The following is a 16,838-nucleotide window of genomic DNA, read 5'->3' on the forward strand; positions in this document are numbered from 1 at the left end:
AAGGCCGCTTTTCACAGCCCTGACGAAGTTGAGAAAGATCTGACACCGCACTCAAACAATTGACAAATGAGCCGGTAGTCCTGAAGTGCCGACCCTTTCACATGGGCAGATCTTCTTGCCATGCTGCATTCGTAGCTCCATTCGCACCTCCACCCGCACCTTCATTCGCACTCCCATTTCCTCGAACGGAAGAGACGAGAGAATGCCGAAGATCGCAGCCGATGGTCAGCACCTGACCGTTCTCAACCTGTTCTCGACCGACGCCGCCGAGAAGCAGGTCAAGCTGCTCGCCGCGATGCGCCAGATCGTCGACACGGCGGCCTACGAGGGCTGGATATCCAGCACGGTCCACGCCGGGCAGGACAAGCCGGGAACGGCCAACTTCATCCAGTGGCGCAGCACCGAGGACCTGGAGAGCCGTTACGCCGGTGAGGAGTTCAAGCACCGCACCCTCCCGCTCTTCGGTGAGATCACCACCTCGATCCGTCTGCTCCAGAACGAGATCGCCTTCACTCAGCAGAAGCCGGAGCTGGGCGGCGTCACCGAGATCTCTCCGTCCCGCGACGACTACACGGCCATCGAGCTCTTCGGCGTGCTGCCGGAGAACCAGGAGGACCTGATCGACGCCCTGGGCGAGTCCCAGGCGTGGCTGGTCGACGTCCCCGGGTACCGCACCCACACGGTGCTGCGCGGCCTGCGTGCCCGCGGCATCGAGGGCAAGTTCGTCGTCGTCTACTCCCAGTGGGACAGCAAGGAGGCGTACGACGCCTTCCGCTCCGTGCCGCAGGGCGAGCGCACCCCGGAGCGCCAGAAGGTCGACGCCCGCGTCGCCGCGCTCCAGACCTGGCAGGACGAGAACACCTACCAGGTCGTCCACACCCGCGCCGCGGGCGAGTGAGCCACCCGGTGGCGGGCCGACCGGTCGGGCGGCGGCCGGCCCGCCACCGGGTCCGCACGTTGTTTCACGTGAAACACCCGCAGTCGAGGCACGCCCAACAGAAGCACGTATGACAGATCGCGCACGGACGCGGACGCACGGGCGCGTTCCCATCCCCACTGGCTGGCCGCTGCCGGGAATCCCCCACCCGGCAGCGGCTTTTCTGTCCGTCACGTTCCCGTTCCCGTCCCGCCCCCGCGCGCCCCACCAGGACGAGGAGACAGCACGCATGGAACACCCGGGCATGCGCCAAGTCGCGCACGAGATCAACATCGCGGTCCCGGCGGACACCGTCCATCGGCTGATCGCCGAGGTGGCGAACTGGCCGCGGATCTTCCCCTCGATCATCCACGTCGAGTACGAGGAGGCTCCCGAGGGCGAGGAGCGGCTGACGATCTGGGAGACCGCACCGACCGCGGCGGGCGAACCGCACTGCCGTCCGCTGCGCCGGATCGTCGAACCCGCCAAGCTGCGGGTCAACTTCCAGCACCTGGTCACCGCGGCCCCCGTCGCCGGTCTCGGTGGCGCCTGGCTCGTCGAACCGCTCGGGGAGAACGCGTCCCGAGTACGGCTGCTGCACGAGTTCCGGGCCGCCGACGACGACCCCGGGGCCCTGGACCGAATCGGCGCCGAGATCGACCGGAGCGCCGTCGCGCAACTCGCGGCGCTGAAGGAGAACGCGGAACGTGAATACACCGACGCCGAGTTGACGTTCTCGTTCGAGGACACCGTCCACGTCGACGGTTCGGCGAAGGACGTGTACGCCTTCATCAACGAGGCGAACCTGTGGTCGGAGCGTCTGCCGCACGTCGCCACGGTCCGTCTGGAAGAGGACACCGTGGGGCTCCAGACCCTGGAGATGGACACCCGGGCCAAGGACGGCTCCGTCCACACCACCAAGTCCTACCGGGTGACCTTCCCCCACCAGCGCATCGCCTACAAGCAGGTCACCCTGCCCGCCCTGATGACCCTGCACACGGGCCACTGGACGTTCACCGACACCGACCAGGGCGTCGCGGCGACCTCCCAGCACACCGTCACCCTCAACACGGACAACATCGCCCGCATCCTCGGTGACTCCGCCACGGTCGCCGACGCGCGCGAGTACGTCCACACCGCCCTGTCCACCAACAGCCTGGCCACGCTGAACCATGCCAAGGCTCACGCGGAGGGCCGCCGTTGACCCCGACGGTGCGCCGGCTCGCCGTAGCGCGAGGGGAGTTGGACGTGTGGCTGCTGCCGCCGCCCGACTCTCCGCGTGACGTCCCGTACGACGAGCTCGACGCCTACGAGAGAGGTCGGGCCGACTCCTATCGGCGGCCCGACGACCGCCAGATGTACGCCGCGGCGCACGTGGGACTGCGCCGGGTCCTCGCCGGTTACACAGGCATCGAACCGAGCCGGCTCAACCTCGCCGGCGAGCGGTACAACGGCAACGGTGAACGCCACGGCCGGCCCGTGGTGCTCGGCGTGCCCGGCGGCGCCCCCCAGTTCTCGCTCTCGCACAGCCACGGCCTGGCGATCGTGGTGGTGGCGGAGTCACGGGTGGGCGCCGACGTCCAGCGGCTGCCGTCGCCCCAGACCGCCGAGGCGTGTCTGCCGGCACTGCATCCGGCCGAGCGTGAGGAGCTCGAGAAGATTCCCGAGCACGAACGGACCATGGCCTTCGGCCGCCTGTGGACACGGAAGGAGGCGTACCTGAAGGGGCTGGGCACCGGGCTGACCCGGGGGGCCGACCTCGACTACCTCGGTGAGGCGGGGCTGGCCGAGCGGCCGACGGGGTGGGTGGTGGGCAACCTGCCCCTGTGTTCCACCCACATCGCGGCGGTGGCGCTGGCCGGGGCCGGAGATCGGCCCGTCGCTCTTCGCGCCGTGCCCACCGCCTATCTGTACGCCCCGGATGCGGTTGAGCGTCTTGTGGAGATGGAACCGGGGTTGCGTTCCATGCTCCGGGATCCGGCCCAGCACGGGGATCTCGAACGCTGAGGTCGGGCCCCACCAGGGGCGCGGGGAACTGCGAGCAACCACAACCGGTCCGCGGATTCCCCGACACCCGACAAGCCCAAGGGGCCGGAGAGTTCCTGTGAACTCTCCGGCCCCTTCGCCCTGTTCCATCCCCGGGGGGTCAGGCCGCCGCTCGCCAGGTGCGGGGGCCGTCGAAGCCGGTGACGCGTTCGGGGCGGCGCCACAGGGCGACGACCTGGTGCTTGCGGGCCGTGTCGTCGGGTGCGACACCGGGGCCCGCGGTGACGGCCATCAGTACCGCGGTCAGCGCGGCCAGCTCCTCCGGGGAGGGGCAGCCGCGCTCGATCCGGAAAAGCGGACCGGCCGCGGGTTCGAGGACGGGGCCGGGGTCGGGGGCCGGATCGGGAACGGGGACAAGGGCGGGGCGCTGGATGCTCATGGTTTCCTCCCTGCTCACTGAGGCGGGTTGCCGTGCTTGCGGCGCGGCAGCTCGGCGTGCTTGGCCGCGAGCATGGCGAGCGAACGGGCCAGGACCGCCCGGGTCTCGCGCGGGTCGATGACGTCGTCGACCAGCCCGCGTTCGGCGGCGTAGTAAGGGTGGACCAGCTCCTCCTTGTACTGGTCGATTTTCTCTTGACGCATCGCGTCGGGGTCGTCCGCGGCCGCGATCTCCCGCCGGAAGACCACGTTGGCAGCCCCCTCGGCACCCATGACCGCGATCTCGTTGGTCGGCCAGGCCAGCGCGATGTCGGCGCCGATGGAGCGGGAGTCCATCACGATGTACGCGCCGCCGTAGGCCTTGCGCAGCACCACCGAGACCCGCGGCACGGTCGCGTTGCAGTACGCGTACAGCAGCTTGGCGCCGCGCCGGATGATGCCCTCGTGCTCCTGGTCCACGCCCGGCAGGAAGCCGGGCACGTCGACCAGCGTGACCAGCGGGATGTTGAAGGAGTCGCAGAACTGCACGAACCGCGCGGCCTTCTCGCTCGCCTTGATGTCCAGGACACCCGCCATGGCGGCCGGCTGGTTGGCGACGATGCCGACGGTGTGACCGTCGAGCCGGGCCAGGGCGCAGACGATGTTCGGCGCCCAGCCCGCGTGCACCTCCACGTAGTCACCGTCGTCGACGAGTTCCTCGACGACCGCGCGCATGTCGTACGAGCGGTTGCCGTCGTGCGGCACCAGGTCGAGCAGCACGTCCCCGGACCGGTCGCCCGGGTCGCCGCTGACGTGGCGCGGCGGCAGCTCGCGGTTGTTGGACGGCAGCAGCGACAGCAGATAGCGCACCTCAGCGAGGCAGCTCTCCTCGTCGTCGTGGACGAAGTGCGCCACTCCGGAGACAGCGCCGTGCACATCGGCGCCGCCGAGCCCGTTCTGGCTGATCTCCTCGCCGGTGACCGCGCGGACCACGTCGGGCCCGGTGATGAACATCTGCGAGATGTCCCGGACGGCGAAGATGAAGTCGGTCAGGGCGGGCGAGTACGCCGCGCCGCCCGCGCACGGGCCGAGCATCACGCTGATCTGCGGGATGACACCGGAGGCCCGGGTGTTGCGCTGGAAGATGCCGCCGTACCCGGCGAGCGCGGAGACACCCTCCTGAATGCGGGCGCCCGCGCCGTCGTTGAGCGACACCAGCGGCGCCCCGGCGGCGATGGCCATGTCCATGATTTTGTGGATCTTGCAGGCGTGGGCCTCGCCCAGGGCACCGCCGAAGACACGGAAGTCATGGGCGTAGACGAAGACCGTACGGCCCTCGACCGTGCCCCAGCCGGTGATCACACCGTCGCCGTAGGGCTTCTTCGCCTCCAGGCCGAAGCCGGTCGCCCGGTGCCGGCGCAGCGGTTCGACCTCCTGGAAGCTGCCCTTGTCCAGCAGTAGTTCGATGCGCTCGTGAGCGGTCAGCTTGCCCTTGGCGTGCTGTCGTTCGGTCGCCTGCGGGTCCTGCCCGGCACGGGCGATGTCCTTGCGTTCGGCCAGCTCCATCAGCCGGCCGCCCAGTTCGATGGGTATCGCGGGCTCCATGTACGGATCTCCCATTCAAGTGGATCAAGAGGAAAGACGGTTCGGTCAGCGGGCGAGCAACGCGGTCAGTTCGCCGACGGTGCTCTCCCGCAGCACCTCGGCGGGCACCTCGGCGTCGAGGGCGCGCCGGATCCGGCGCCCCAGGTGCAGGGCGTAGAGCGTGTCCAGGCCCTGACCGCGCAGCGGCAGACCGGGCGAGAGCCGGTGCCCCGGCGGGACCGCGAGCAGGTCGTGCAGTTCGAGGCGCAGACAGTGGCCGATGGTGCGGGCACGTGCGTCGGGGGTCATGGCGCGCAGCTGGACCGGGTCCGGGAGCCGGTCGAGCCAACTGCACGGGGTGTCGTCACTCAGGGGACTCATGGGGCTGCCTTTCAGGGAGAGGGCCGGGCCCGAGGAATGCCGGTTCCGGCCGGTGGCTGGGGAGGAATCGACGTGCCCGCCCCGAGAGCAGCACCGCGAGCGCCGCCGCTGACGAGGCGAGCCCTCCCACGTACAGGCCGGAGCGCGCACCGTGACGGACGGTGAGCCAGCCCACGAGGAGGGCGCCGAGTGGGGTGAGTCCTTGCAGGATGAGCGTGTAGAGCGCCATCACCCGGCCGCGGTAGGCGGCGTCGCTGCCCAACTGGATGCGGTGGTTGGCGGCCTGGGCGAAGTAGAGGGTGGCGAAGCCGGTGAGAAACAGCAGCACGGTCGCCCACGCGTAGGTGGGCGACCAGCCTGCCGCCGTCTCGATGAGCCCGAAGGCGAGTGCGGAGGCGGCGACGGTCAGAGCGGCCGGACGGGCGCTGCGCGCCGTGGTGGCGAATGCGGCGAGCAGCGAACCGGCGGCGAACGCCGTGGTCAGCAGCCCGAACGCGGTCGCGCCCGAGTGGAAGACGGTCTTGGCGAGCAGCGGCAGGGTGAGCTGAAAGTTGAAACCGAACAGGCCGACCACGGCGACCAGTGCCAACGGCACGAACAGGTCGGGGTGCCCGCGCACGTACCGCAGCCCGTCGACCACCTTGACGCCGCGCTCCGGCGGGGCCGTGCGCAGGAGTTCTCCCGGGCGCATCAGGCCCAGCCCGGTCACGGTGGCGAGATAGCTGGCCGCGTTGAGCAGCATGGCCGTTCCCGCGCCGACCGCGCTGATCAGCAGTCCGGCGAGGGCGGGGCCCACCACGCGGGCGGTGTTGAAGTAGGCGGCGCTGAGCGCGGAGGCGTTGGGCAGCAGCTCGGGGCCGACCATCTCGCCGACGAACGCCATCCGGGTGGGCACCTCGACCGCGTTGACGGTGCCGAGGCCCAGGGCGAACAGATACAGCTGCCACAGCTGCGCGGAGCCCGCCAGGACGAGCACGGCGAGGGCCAGCGCGAGGACGCCGGAGACCAGGTTGGCGAGGGTGAGCAGCAGCCGCTTGTCGTGGCGGTCGGCGAGCCGGCCGCCGTACAGCGTGAACAGCAGCAGTGGGGTGAACTGGAGCGCGGTCACGGTGCCCAGGGCCGTGCCGGAGTCCCCCGTCAGGGAGAGCACCAGCCAGTCCTGGGCGGTGACCATCATCCAGGTGCCCGCGACCGAGACGACCTGGCCGGCCGCGAAGAGCCGGAAGTTGCGCACGGCCAGGGACCGGAAGGGCGTACGACGGCCCCCGCCGCCCGCGGCCCACCTGCCCCTCCCGCCCCTCCTCGCCCTCTTCGCCGTGTCCCTGGCGTCGGGCCGTGTGGTCGTCATGGCATCAAGGCGTCACGGACGCGCCCGCGGACCGGCGTGCGAGGCATTCCTCGAAGAACGAGAACGCCCGCAGGTGGTAGGTCCGGGCGGCCCAGCCGAGGCTGATGTTGTGCCCGGCGCCGGGCTGGCGGTCGACGGCGGCGGACGGCGCCGAGGCGAAGTGCGCGGCGAGGTCGGCGACGGTGTCCTCGTCGTGGTGCCACCACAGTTCCTGCTCGGCGAACGTCAGCCGCACCGGGACCTGCACGGCCGCCGCCGCGACCGGGAACCGCCGCGGCCACTGGAGTGCCTCGGCCTGCTCGCGCGGGGGCATCGGGGCGACCATGGCCTCCGCCTCGCGGAAGGTGTTCGGCGGGTAGAAGCGCAGGGCACCCCAGTTCCGCTTCCAGTGCCGGTGCTGGTGCGGGTCGGGGCCGCCCTCCGGGTGGTCGACCGCGTAGTCCCGGCCGAGCCCGGAGATGTCGAGCCCGAGCAGCGGCGGTACGGCCGGATCCGGATCGCCGGCCTGGCAGGCGGCGTACGTCAGGGCGAGCTTGCCGCCGAAGGAGTGCGCGAGCAGGAACACCCCGGCGCCCGTCTCGGCGCGGCCGGCCAGGTGCCGCAGCGCCGCGTGCAGCGCGGCGGACTGCTCGGCCAGGGTCTGACCGCTCGGGGCGTCCGCGGCGGACAGCCCGTAGCCGGGCCGGTCGACGGCGACCATGGTGTAGCCGAGCCGGGCGCCGAGGGCGAGCAGGGAGACGTCGGGGTGGGCCTGCCCGTCGAAGTACCCGGCGCTCATTCCTCCCCCGTGGACCGCGACGACCGTGGCCCGCGGTGGCCCGGACGGTTGGGCGATCAGCGCGGAGAGCGTGACGTCACCGGCCGCCAGGGCGACGGGGCGCACGCCCGGGGACATCGGGGGCATGGCCGAACTGGGTACGGACGAGGGGATGGTCTCGACCGTGGGAACGCTCACTGGGGTACTTCCTCTCGTGTTCGTGCTCTCGTGTTTCGTGCTCTCGTCGTCGTGCTCTCGTCGTCGTGCTCTCGTGCGGAACGGATGCCGGTGGTGGTTCTCAGCGGGCTTCGGGCGCGCCGAACCAGCGGTGCAGCGTCGCGCACAGCTCCGCCGAGCCGGTGTCCGCCCAGGCCACATAGCCGTCGGGGCGGACCAGCACCGCGGCGGCGCCGCCGAACGCGGCCGGGTCCTGCGGGGTGCCGGTGACGACGGTGACGCGGTCCTTCCAGCCGGCCGCGGCCTCGCGCAGTACGGAGTCGTCGGCGAGGTCGAGCAGCACGCCCTGGGCGGCGTGGAGGAGTTCGGGCGTACGGACCTCGCCGGCGGCGGTCTCCAGCACCCGTGGCGGCAACCGGCGCCCGACCAGCGAGTCCCCGGCGTCCCCGAGGTCGTAGCGGACGTCGAGGTGGCTGACCACCCCGGCGAGGTGCCGCTTGACCGTGTCGAGGCCGATGAGCTCGGCGAACAGATCGCGCAGCGGCTGGGACTCGGGGCCGCCGAGGAAGACCGTGCCCTGTGCCCTGGTGTTCATCAGCAGCCGCGCGCCGACCGCGTGACGCTCGTCGTGGTAGGTGTCGAGCAGTCCCTCGGGGGCCCGGCCCTGGACGGTCGCCGCCAGCTTCCAGCCGAGGTTGACCGCGTCCTGGACGCCGGTGCTCAGTCCCTGGCCGCCGGCCGGCAGATGGATGTGCGCGGCGTCGCCGACAAGCAGCACCCGCCCGCGCCGGTACTCGGTGACCTGGCGGGTGGCATCCGTGAAGGAGCTGACCCAGTCCGCACCGCCGCCGGAGATGTCCTCACCCGTCAACCGCTCCCAGGCCGCCGCCACTTCGGCGAACTCCGGGGTCTCACTGCGGTCGGCCGGCGGGGTGCCGTGCTCGCACACGATGATCCGGTCCACACCCTCCTTCAGGGGCGCGGCCATCACCATGCCGCCGGGCAGCCGCTCGCCCAGGAAGCGCGGCGGGATCTCGCAGCCGACGACATCCGCGAGGTACATGCCGCGGGTGGCGGGCGTACCGGGGAAGTCGAAGCCCGCGGCCTTGCGCACCGGGCTGTGCCCGCCGTCGGCGCCCACCAGGTAGGCGGCGCGCAGCGTGTGCTCGCCGTCGGGCGCGGCCACGTTGACGGTGACCCCGGTCCCGTCCTGCTCCAGCGCCAGGAACTCCCAGCCCCGCCGGATGTCGGCGCCGAGCTCGCCCGCCCACTCCTCCAGCACCGCCTCCGTCCGGGACTGGGGGACGCCGCGGGCCCCGAAGTGGGCGTCCTCCAGCACGGTGTAGTCGAACTGCACCCCGCCGAAGTGGCCCATCGGGCTCTTCTCCAGCCCGCCGAAGCGCGGGACGAGACCGCGCTGGTCGAAGGACTCCATGGCGCGGGCGGTGAACCCGAGCCCGCGCGACTGTCCGGTGGGCCGCGCCAGCCGCTCGGCGACGATGACACTCACCCCGCCCAGCCGCAGTTCCCCGGCCAGCATCAGCCCGGCCGGGCCGGCGCCGACGACGATGACGTCCGCGTCCATCTGCGCGTCCATGGGTGTCCTCTCCTCGCGCGCCCGGGCGCGCGTCGCATCGGTGGGTGACGTGCGGTGCCTCAGCTGTGCGTGTGCCGGTACGTGTGTCTGTCTCCGTGCCGGCGGATCGGGATGTGCGGTGGATCTCAGTCGTCGGCGGCCGGGGTGCCGAACCAGCGGGTCAGCGCCCGCGCCAGGCCGGCCGGACCGGAACCGGCCCAGGCCACGTAGCCGTCGGGGCGGACCAGCAGGGCCTGTCCGGCCGGCAGCGGGCCCCCGGCCGCGGGGCGGTCGGCGACGAAGGCGACCCGGTCCGACCAGGGAGCCGCCGTCGCGCGCAGCCCCGGGGCGCCGTCCCCGTCCAGGGACAGCAGCAACCCGTGACCGGTGCGCAACAGTTCGGTCGTACGGCGCCGCGCGCCACGCTCCGCGGGCTCCAGCCACGCGTCCGGCAGCCGCCGCCCGAGCAGCGGGTGTTCGTCGGAGCGGATCTCGGAGCCGACACCCTCGACGTCGTAGCGGATGCCGAGACCGCTGATCATCCCGGCGAGGTGCCGCCGTACGCCGTCCAGGGCGACGAGTTCGGTGAGCAGGGCACGGGCGGGTTCGACCTCCGGGCCGCCGAGCAGCAGCTCGACCTGGGCCCGGATGTTGGCGAGGACCTGACGGCCCACGGTGTGGCGCTCGGAGTGGTAGGTGTCGAGGAGGTCCTCGCCCGCGCTGCCGCGGACGACTGCGGCGAGCTTCCAGCCGAGGTTGAAGGCGTCCTGAACACCAAGGTTGAGGGCCTGTCCGCCGCTCGGCATCTGCCGGTGCGCCGCGTCCCCGGCGAACAGGACGCGACCGTGCCGGTAGCGGGCGAGCTGCCGGTTGGCGTCGCCGAAGGCGTTGACCCACAGGGGGGTGCCCTGGCTGATGTCCTCGCCGGTGACGCGCTTCCAGACGTCGGTGACCTCCGCGAAGTCCGGTTGGGAGCCGCCGCGTTCGGCCGCTGGCCGCCCGAACTCGTGGACCATCACCCGGGTCACCCCCTCCCGGGTGGCGGCGATGGCGAGCCCATGCTCCAGGCGCTGGAAGCGCCGGTCGGCGACCTCGACGCCGAAGACGTCGGCGCGCAGCAGTTCGCGTGCGGCGTCCCGGCCCGGGAAGGGGGCCCGGACCAGGCGCCGTACGGTGCTGTCCTCGCCGTCGCAGCCGACCAGGTAGCGGGCCCGGATGCGGACGGGACCGTAGGGACCGATGGCCTCGGCCGCCACCCCGTCCTCCGGCGTAAGGGACAGCAGCTGGTGCCGGCGCCGCAGATCGGCGCCCAGCTCGGCGGCCCGCCGCTGCAACAGCTCCTCGGTGCGGGTCTGCGCGACCTTCCACTGCCCGGGGTGCGAGCTGGGCAGCGTCAGGTCGAGCGGTACGCCGCCGAAGTGACCGCGCGGCTCGCACGGCGGCGTACCGAGCTCGTCCAGCAGCCCGCGGGAGTCGAGGATCTCCATCGTGCGGGCGTGCAGGGTGGAGGCCCGGGATTCGGTGGTCGGGCCGGGGCGCTGGTCGACGACGACCACCTCGGCGCCGCCCAGCCTCAGCTCGGTGGCAAGCATCAGCCCGGCGGGGCCCGCTCCGACCACGAGGACGTCGGTGTCCAGGATGGTCGTGTCGGTGTCCTGATGGTCCGTCGTCATCGTCAACGCCTGTTCTCTGCGAAGGCCTTGGCGTGGGTGAGGGTGGCCCTGCTGTTGGTGGACAGGGCGGTGTGGACGTACTCGCGGGCGTCGGCGACGGTGGCCCCGCAGCCGAGGATGCTCTCGATGTTGTCCGTGTTGAGGGTGACGGTGTGCTGGGAGGTCGCCGCGACGCCCTGGTCGGTGTCGGTGAACGTCCAGTGACCGGTGTGCAGGGTCATCAGGGCGGGCAGGGTGACCTGCTTGTACGCGATGCGCTGGTGGGGGAAGGTCACCCGGTAGGACTTGGTGGTGTGGACGGAGCCGTCCTTGGCCCGGGTGTCCATCTCCAGGGTCTGGAGCCCCACGGTGTCCTCTTCCAGACGGACCGTGGCGACGTGCGGCAGACGCTCCGACCACAGGTTCGCCTCGTTGATGAAGGCGTACACGTCCTTCGCCGAACCGTCGACGTAGACGGTGTCCTCGAACGAGAACGTCACCTCCTCCGCCGCGTGCGCGAACTCGACGTTCTTCTTCAGCGCGGCCAGCTCGGAGCGGCTGTTCTTGTCGACGGCCCGGTCGATCCACAGGAGGTCGTGCGGGTCGTCGTCGACGGCGCGGTAGTCGTGCAGCAGCCGTACCCGGGACTCGTTCGCGCCGAGCGGCTCGATGATCCAGGTGCCGCCCATCGCGGCGACCGGCGGGGCGGTCACCTCCTGGCGGAAGGTGATGCGCAGGGCCTCGGGGTCCAGTTCGCGGCGCGAGGTCCAGTTCTTGGCCTCGCCGTTGGCGGTGGCCCAGATCCGTATCCGCTCCTGGGAGCCGTCGTGCTCCACCCGGTCCACGTGGATGGTGGGCGGGAAGATCCGGGGCCAGTTGGTGACCTCCGCCAGCAGCCGGTACACGGCCGGTGCGGGCGCGGCGATCGTGATCTCGTGCTCTACCTCACGGGTCGTCATGACGCTTTCTTCTCCATGGCTGGGTACGGGCTGCCGGTCGGTGGGGGTGCTCAGAAGTTGCCGAGTCCGCCGCAGACGTTGATGGCCTGCGCGGTGACCGAGGCGGCCGTGTCGGAGGCGAGGTAGGCGACCATGCCGGCGACCTCCTCGGGGGTGGAGTAGCGGCCGAGCGGGATCTTGGCCTGGAACTTCTCGAGGATGGCGTCCTCGGAGGTGTCGTAGGCCGCCGCGTATCCGGCGCGCACGCGCTGGGCCATCGGCGTCTCGACATAGCCGGGGCAGACGGCGTTCACGGTGATGCCGGTGGGGGCCAGCTCATTGCCGAGGGCCTTGGTGAAACCGACCACGCCGTGCTTCGAGGCGGAGTAGGGGGCGCCCAGGACCACGCCCTGCTTGCCGGCCGTGGAGGCGATGTTGATGATGCGGCCACGGCTCTTGTGGCGCATGCCGCCGGTGTTGAGCACCTCCCGCGTCAGCCGGAACACGCTGTTGAGGTTGGTGTCGATGACATCGGTCCACAGCTCGTCCTCGATGTCGGCGGTGACGCCGCCACCGGACCGGCCGGCGTTGTTGACCAGGACGTCGACGGTGCCGAAGCGGTCGACCGCGGCCTGCACGAAGGCGCCGACCGAGGCGGGGTCGCGGACGTCGAGGACCGTGCCGTCGGCGTCGATGCCCTCCTCCTGGAGGATCTTGACGGTCTCGGCGACGTTGTCCGCGCTGCGGGCGCCGATGAACACGCGGTGGCCGCCCGCGGCCAGCGCCCGCGCGGACGCGAGGCCGATGCCGCTGGTGGCCCCCGATATGAGAGCAACCCGCTTTTCCAGCGTTGACATGTGCTTCCTCTCCCTCTTGTGCTGCGGGATGGCGCTTGCTTCTGCGGGGCTGCGGCGGAGCCGGACCGGACGAGGTCACGAGGTCAGGTGAAAGGTTTCGCCCGGTCCGGGAACGCCGTCGGGCGTCAGGCGGCGGCGGGCTCGTCGGCGCCGAACTGCTGGTTCACGGCCTCGATGAGGGCGCGCGGGGTGTCGGCGTCGGTCAGCAGGTCCTCGTCGAGGACGATTCCGTACTCGCGCTCGATACGGCTGCCGGTCTCCAGGAGCGCCAGCGACTCGTAGCCGAGGACCTCGAACGGCTCGTCGAGGATGTCGCCGTCGAGGTCGACGCCCTCGTCGACACCGGCGCCCTCCTGGAGGATGCGGCGCAGGTCGTCCAGGGTGAATTCCGAAGTGGACACGTGGGTTCCTTCCCAGGTCGAAATGGATCGTTCAGTCGGGGGTCTCGGGAGCGTTGGGGGTCTCGGGGGCGTTGGGGGCGGGGGGTGCCGGTCAGTCGACGGCGCGGACCACGACGGCCGAGTTGAAGCCGCCGTAACCGCGGGCCAGGACCAGGGCGGTGCGCACCTGGGCGGTGCGCGACTGGTTGAGGACGAGGTCGAGGCCGTACTCCTCGTCGGGGTTGATGTGGACCGTCGGAGGGATGAGGCCCTCCTCGATGGCCAGCAGCGCGGTGGCGACGTCGAGCGGGGCCGCGCCGGAGTACAACCGGCCCGTCATCGTCTTGGGCGCGGTGACCGGGACACCCCGGACCCCGAAGACCGCCGAGATCGCGTCGGCCTCGACACGGTCCAGCTCCGGCACGCCCGCCGCGTCCGCGAAGACCACGTCGACGTCCTCGGGAGCGGTGCCCGCGTCGGCGAGGGCGAGTTCGATCGCCTTGCGCAGGGCGGGCTCGCGGTCGCTGCCGGGCCGCGGGTCGAACGTCGAGCCGTAGCCCGCGATCTCGCCGTAGATCCTGGCGCCGCGTTCGCAGGCCGACTCGGCCGACTCCATGATCAGGATGGCGCCGCCCTCGCCCGGTACGTAACCGGCCGCGTCGGCGTCGAAGGGCAGATAGGCACGGGTCGGCTCGTCGCTGGTGCTCAGCCGGTCGCCGGCCATCTGCGCCACCCAGCCCCAGGGGCAGATCGACGCGTCGACGCCCCCGGACACGATCATCGGGGTGCCCTTGCGGATGAGCCGCCGGCCGTGCGCCACCGCGTCGAGACCGCCGGCCTCGTCACTGACGATGACGCCGCTGGGGCCCTTGAGCCCGTTGCGGATGGATATCTGGCCGCTGTTGACGGCGTAGAACCAGGCGAAGGACTGGTACGCGGACACGTACTGGCTGCCCTGGCTCCACAGCTTCTCCAGCTCGCCCTGGCCGAACTCGAAGCCGCCCGAGGAACTGGCCGTGACGACGCCCATGTCGTACTCGGGCAGTTCCTCGGGGTCGATGCCCGCGTCCGCGAGCGCCCACTCGGCGGCGACCAGCGCCATCCGGGTCATGTGGTCGGTCTGCGGCAGCAGCCGGCTCGGCAGCACGTCCGCGGCGACGAAACCGGGCACCTCGCCCGCCAGGGTCGACGGGTAGGAGGACGGGTCGAAGCGGGTGACCCGCCCGATGCCGTTCTTGCCGGTCCGGGTGGCGGCCCAGTAGTCCTGTGTGCCCAGTCCGTTGGGGGCGGCGATGCCCAGACCGGTCACTACCACCGTGGTGGTCATGCCACGCTCCTCTCGGGACGCGCCAGCACCATGGCGCTCTGGAATCCCCCGAAGCCGCTGCCGACCGTGAGCACCGCGTCGGTGAGCTGCTCGCGGGCGACCAGCGGCACGTAGTCGAGGTCGCACTTGGGGTCGGGGGTGGTGAGGTTGGCCGTGGGCGGCACGACGTGGTTCTCCATCGCCAGCGCGGACGCGGCGATCTCGATGGAGCCGATCGCGCCGAGCGAGTGCCCGACCATCGACTTGATCGAGCTGACCGGGGTCCGGTAGGCGTGGTCGCCCAGGCTCCGCTTGAACGCCTCGGTCTCGTGGCGGTCGTTCTGCTTGGTGCCCGAGCCGTGCGCGTTGATGTAGTCGATCTCGGTCGGGTTCATCCTGGCCTCGTCGAGCGCGACCGTGATGGCCTCGGCCATCTCCGCCCCATCCGGACGCAGGCCCGTCATGTGGTACGCGTTCGAGCGCGTCGCATAGCCCGCGATCTCGGCGTAGATGTGCGCGCCGCGCCGCTTGGCGCTCTCCAGCTCCTCCAGGACGAACACCGCGGCACCCTCCCCGAGGACGAACCCGTTGCGGGTCCCGTCGAAGGGGCGCGAGGCGCGCTCGGGTACGTCGTCCCGGGGCGTCGTCGCCTTGATCGCGTCGAAGCACGCCATCGTGATCGGCGAGATCGGGGCGTCGGACGAACCCGTGATCATGACGTCCGCCGAGCCCTCGCGGAGCAGCTCCACGGCGTGCCCGACCGAGTCGATGCCGGACGTACAGCCCGTGGAGACCACCGTGTTGGGGCCCTGCGCGCCCACGGCCCACGCGACCTCGGCCGCGAAGGAGCTGGGGACCAGGTAGTTGTACAGGTGCGGGGCCGTGTAGGCGTGGTCGACCAGGTGGAGCCTGCCGCCGTCGCTGACGACGTTGTACTCCTCGTCCAGACCCATGGTCGCGCCGACCGCGCTGCCGATGGTGACGCCGACGCGGTAGGGGTCGTAGGCCTCGATGTCGATACCGCTGTCGGCGACCGCGCCACGGGCCGCGACCACCGCGAACTGCGCGGCGCGGTCCATCCGGCGTATCTCCTGCGGGCGCAGTCCGTGCTCCGCCGGATCGAAGTCGATCTCGGCGGCGACCCGGGAACGGAACGGGCTGGGGTCGAAGAACGTGATGCGGCGGGTGGCCGTACGGCCCTCGCTCAGCAGGTTCCAGAAGTTCTTCGCCCCGACACCACCGGGGGCGAGCACCTCGATACCGGTGATGACAACTCGTCGGCCGGTCACGCGGACGCCTCCCAGTTGTAGAAGCGTGTGGCCATCGCGTCGGCCGGGGAGCGCCAGGTGGCCGGGTCGTACGCCTCGATGAACGGCTTCAGGTCCTCGCTGATCCGTATGAAGCGGGGGTCGTGCCGGGCGTGCTGGATCAGCTCGCCGCCGTTGTCCGCGTCGAAGTCCTGGAGGTGGAAGTACAGACCCCGGTACTGGAAGAGCTGGCGCCGGCGTGTGCCCATGCGGTGCGGCATTTCCGTGTCGTCGAAATCACCGAAAACCTTCGCGACGTCGACGCTCGACCCGGGATCCATCCGAGCCACAATCAGCGTGCTGTACATACGTTTCCCTCTCCTCGGGGCCCACCACACAACAGTTGACGAAAGCTCATATTCAGTATCTTGGGCGGTACGAGCGGTTTCAATATTCCCTGTGTCAGGGAATTGTCAGACCGGTTCAGAATTGCGCTGAAGAATGCCGGGAAATGCCAGGCAGTGCCGGGTGATTCAGCTGGTGATTTCGCACATGACGGCGCCCGAGGCGACGGACGCGCCCACTTCGGCGGTGAGGCCCTTGATGGTGCCGGAGCGGTGGGCGTTGAGGGGCTGTTCCATCTTCATGGCCTCCAGGACGACGACGAGGTCGCCCTCCTTGACCTCCTGGCCCTCCTCGACCGCGACCTTGACGATCGTGCCCTGCATGGGCGAGGCGAGCGTGTCGCCGGAGGCGACGGGGCCGGACTTCTTGGCCGCGCGGCGCTTCGGCTTGGCGCCGGCGGCGAGGCCGGTGCGGGCCAGGGACATGCCCAGCGAGGACGGCAGCGAGACCTCCAGGCGCCTGCCGCCGACCTCGACGACGACGGACTCGCGGCCCGGCTCGTCCTCCGCCTCCGCCACCGCGGCGGGGTTGGTGAAGGGCGGAATGCCATTGACGAACTCGGTCTCGATCCAGCGGGTGTGGACCGTGAACGGGTCGGTGGAACCGGTCAGTTCGGGGGCGAAGGCCAGGTCCTTGACGACCGCGCGGTGGAAGGGCAGCGCGGTGGCCATCCCGCCGATCTCGAACTCCTCGAGGGCGCGGGCGGCGCGCTGGAGCGCCTGCTCGCGGGTGGCGCCGGTGACGATCAGCTTGGCGAGCAGGGAGTCCCAGGCCGGGCCGATGACACTGCCGGACTCGACGCCCGCGTCCAGGCGGACGCCCGGACCCGACGGCGGGGCGAACAACGTCACCGTGCCGGGGGCGGGCAGGAAGTTGCGTCCCGGGTCTTCGCCGTTGATGCGGAACTCGAA

Annotated in this window: 17 protein-coding genes; 3 read left to right on the forward strand and 14 right to left on the reverse strand. The window is 71.1% G+C overall.

The genetic code is table 11. The features are described 5' to 3' along the window. Positions 1–202 precede the first annotated feature (202 nt). The 3 genes from ACIQTP_RS44125 (at position 203) to ACIQTP_RS44135 (ending at position 2,923) form a co-directional block, all read left to right on the forward strand. Positions 203–898: an antibiotic biosynthesis monooxygenase family protein gene (locus ACIQTP_RS44125; protein WP_403411168.1), complete on the forward strand. Its 696-nt coding sequence runs from the start codon at positions 203–205 to the stop codon at positions 896–898. Positions 899–1,166: 268 nt separating this feature from the next. After that, a complete protein-coding gene (locus tag ACIQTP_RS44130; protein ID WP_403411171.1) occupies positions 1,167–2,120 on the forward strand; it encodes an aromatase/cyclase in 954 nt (317 codons plus the stop codon). Beyond that, positions 2,117–2,923 carry a 4'-phosphopantetheinyl transferase superfamily protein gene (locus ACIQTP_RS44135; protein ID WP_129592043.1) on the forward strand — a complete coding sequence of 269 codons (807 nt, stop codon included), beginning with the start codon at positions 2,117–2,119 and terminating at the stop codon, positions 2,921–2,923. The genes ACIQTP_RS44130 and ACIQTP_RS44135 overlap by 4 nt, the downstream gene beginning before the upstream one ends. Before the next feature lie 139 nt (positions 2,924–3,062). Here ACIQTP_RS44135 and ACIQTP_RS44140 read toward each other — a convergent pair whose 3' ends face one another. From ACIQTP_RS44140 to ACIQTP_RS44205, 14 genes are all read right to left on the reverse strand, one after another. After that, positions 3,063–3,341 carry an acyl-CoA carboxylase subunit epsilon gene (locus ACIQTP_RS44140; protein ID WP_403411173.1) on the reverse strand — a complete coding sequence of 93 codons (279 nt, stop codon included), beginning with the start codon at positions 3,339–3,341 and terminating at the stop codon, positions 3,063–3,065. A gap of 14 nt (positions 3,342–3,355) precedes the next feature. Beyond that, on the reverse strand, positions 3,356–4,924 hold the full coding sequence (locus ACIQTP_RS44145) for an acyl-CoA carboxylase subunit beta (protein WP_403411176.1): 1,569 nt from the start codon (positions 4,922–4,924) through the stop codon (positions 3,356–3,358). A gap of 45 nt (positions 4,925–4,969) precedes the next feature. Further along, positions 4,970–5,284: an acyl carrier protein gene (locus ACIQTP_RS44150; protein ID WP_402038976.1), complete on the reverse strand. Its 315-nt coding sequence runs from the start codon at positions 5,282–5,284 to the stop codon at positions 4,970–4,972. Further along, the gene (locus tag ACIQTP_RS44155) at positions 5,268–6,632 is read right to left on the reverse strand and encodes an MFS transporter (RefSeq protein WP_403411179.1); all 1,365 of its coding nucleotides are present in this window, start codon (positions 6,630–6,632) and stop codon (positions 5,268–5,270) included. Before ACIQTP_RS44155 ends, ACIQTP_RS44150 begins: the two co-directional genes overlap by 17 nt. A gap of 4 nt (positions 6,633–6,636) precedes the next feature. Continuing rightward, on the reverse strand, positions 6,637–7,587 hold the full coding sequence (locus tag ACIQTP_RS44160; protein WP_403411182.1) for an alpha/beta hydrolase: 951 nt from the start codon (positions 7,585–7,587) through the stop codon (positions 6,637–6,639). Between the two features lie 100 nt (positions 7,588–7,687). Then, positions 7,688–9,163: an FAD-dependent monooxygenase gene (locus tag ACIQTP_RS44165; RefSeq protein WP_403411185.1), complete on the reverse strand. Its 1,476-nt coding sequence runs from the start codon at positions 9,161–9,163 to the stop codon at positions 7,688–7,690. Positions 9,164–9,288: 125 nt separating this feature from the next. Beyond that, positions 9,289–10,815, reverse strand: a complete 1,527-nt coding sequence (locus tag ACIQTP_RS44170) for an FAD-dependent monooxygenase (RefSeq protein ID WP_403411188.1) — start codon at positions 10,813–10,815, stop codon at positions 9,289–9,291. 2 nt (positions 10,816–10,817) lie between these two features. Continuing rightward, positions 10,818–11,753 carry an aromatase/cyclase gene (locus ACIQTP_RS44175; RefSeq protein WP_403411191.1) on the reverse strand — a complete coding sequence of 312 codons (936 nt, stop codon included), beginning with the start codon at positions 11,751–11,753 and terminating at the stop codon, positions 10,818–10,820. Positions 11,754–11,803: 50 nt separating this feature from the next. Continuing rightward, complete coding sequence (fabG, locus tag ACIQTP_RS44180) at positions 11,804–12,589, reverse strand: 3-oxoacyl-ACP reductase FabG (RefSeq protein ID WP_067384741.1); 786 nt, start codon at positions 12,587–12,589, stop codon at positions 11,804–11,806. A 125-nt stretch (positions 12,590–12,714) separates the two neighbouring features. Continuing rightward, positions 12,715–12,990, reverse strand: a complete 276-nt coding sequence (locus tag ACIQTP_RS44185) for an acyl carrier protein (RefSeq protein ID WP_054237212.1) — start codon at positions 12,988–12,990, stop codon at positions 12,715–12,717. A 91-nt stretch (positions 12,991–13,081) separates the two neighbouring features. Next, entirely contained in the window at positions 13,082–14,296 is a 1,215-nt protein-coding gene (locus ACIQTP_RS44190; protein ID WP_402038971.1) for a ketosynthase chain-length factor, read from the reverse strand. Then, the gene (locus ACIQTP_RS44195) at positions 14,293–15,564 is read right to left on the reverse strand and encodes a beta-ketoacyl-[acyl-carrier-protein] synthase family protein (protein WP_403411195.1); all 1,272 of its coding nucleotides are present in this window, start codon (positions 15,562–15,564) and stop codon (positions 14,293–14,295) included. Before ACIQTP_RS44195 ends, ACIQTP_RS44190 begins: the two co-directional genes overlap by 4 nt. Further along, positions 15,561–15,890: a TcmI family type II polyketide cyclase gene (locus tag ACIQTP_RS44200; RefSeq protein ID WP_402038970.1), complete on the reverse strand. Its 330-nt coding sequence runs from the start codon at positions 15,888–15,890 to the stop codon at positions 15,561–15,563. The genes ACIQTP_RS44195 and ACIQTP_RS44200 overlap by 4 nt, the downstream gene beginning before the upstream one ends. Before the next feature lie 165 nt (positions 15,891–16,055). Further along, positions 16,056–16,838 (reverse strand): biotin/lipoyl-containing protein (locus tag ACIQTP_RS44205; RefSeq protein WP_403411198.1); only part of this gene is annotated, 783 nt, incomplete at its 5' end.

Source organism: Streptomyces sp. NPDC090798, assembly GCF_044768965.1.
Taxonomy (GTDB): domain Bacteria; phylum Actinomycetota; class Actinomycetes; order Streptomycetales; family Streptomycetaceae; genus Streptomyces.

Coding starts and splice junctions, on each gene's coding strand:
- ACIQTP_RS44150 (WP_402038976.1), bottom strand. CDS start 5,284: ATGAGTCCCCTGAGTGACGACACCCCGTGCAGTTGGCTCGACCGGCTC.
- ACIQTP_RS44170 (WP_403411188.1), bottom strand. CDS start 10,815: ATGACGACGGACCATCAGGACACCGACACGACCATCCTGGACACCGAC.
- ACIQTP_RS44145 (WP_403411176.1), bottom strand. CDS start 4,924: ATGGAGCCCGCGATACCCATCGAACTGGGCGGCCGGCTGATGGAGCTG.
- ACIQTP_RS44140 (WP_403411173.1), bottom strand. CDS start 3,341: ATGAGCATCCAGCGCCCCGCCCTTGTCCCCGTTCCCGATCCGGCCCCC.
- ACIQTP_RS44190 (WP_402038971.1), bottom strand. CDS start 14,296: ATGACCACCACGGTGGTAGTGACCGGTCTGGGCATCGCCGCCCCCAAC.
- ACIQTP_RS44130 (WP_403411171.1), top strand. CDS start 1,167: ATGGAACACCCGGGCATGCGCCAAGTCGCGCACGAGATCAACATCGCG.
- ACIQTP_RS44175 (WP_403411191.1), bottom strand. CDS start 11,753: ATGACGACCCGTGAGGTAGAGCACGAGATCACGATCGCCGCGCCCGCA.
- ACIQTP_RS44200 (WP_402038970.1), bottom strand. CDS start 15,890: ATGTACAGCACGCTGATTGTGGCTCGGATGGATCCCGGGTCGAGCGTC.
- ACIQTP_RS44125 (WP_403411168.1), top strand. CDS start 203: ATGCCGAAGATCGCAGCCGATGGTCAGCACCTGACCGTTCTCAACCTG.
- ACIQTP_RS44155 (WP_403411179.1), bottom strand. CDS start 6,632: ATGACGACCACACGGCCCGACGCCAGGGACACGGCGAAGAGGGCGAGG.
- ACIQTP_RS44165 (WP_403411185.1), bottom strand. CDS start 9,163: ATGGACGCGCAGATGGACGCGGACGTCATCGTCGTCGGCGCCGGCCCG.
- fabG (WP_067384741.1), bottom strand. CDS start 12,589: ATGTCAACGCTGGAAAAGCGGGTTGCTCTCATATCGGGGGCCACCAGC.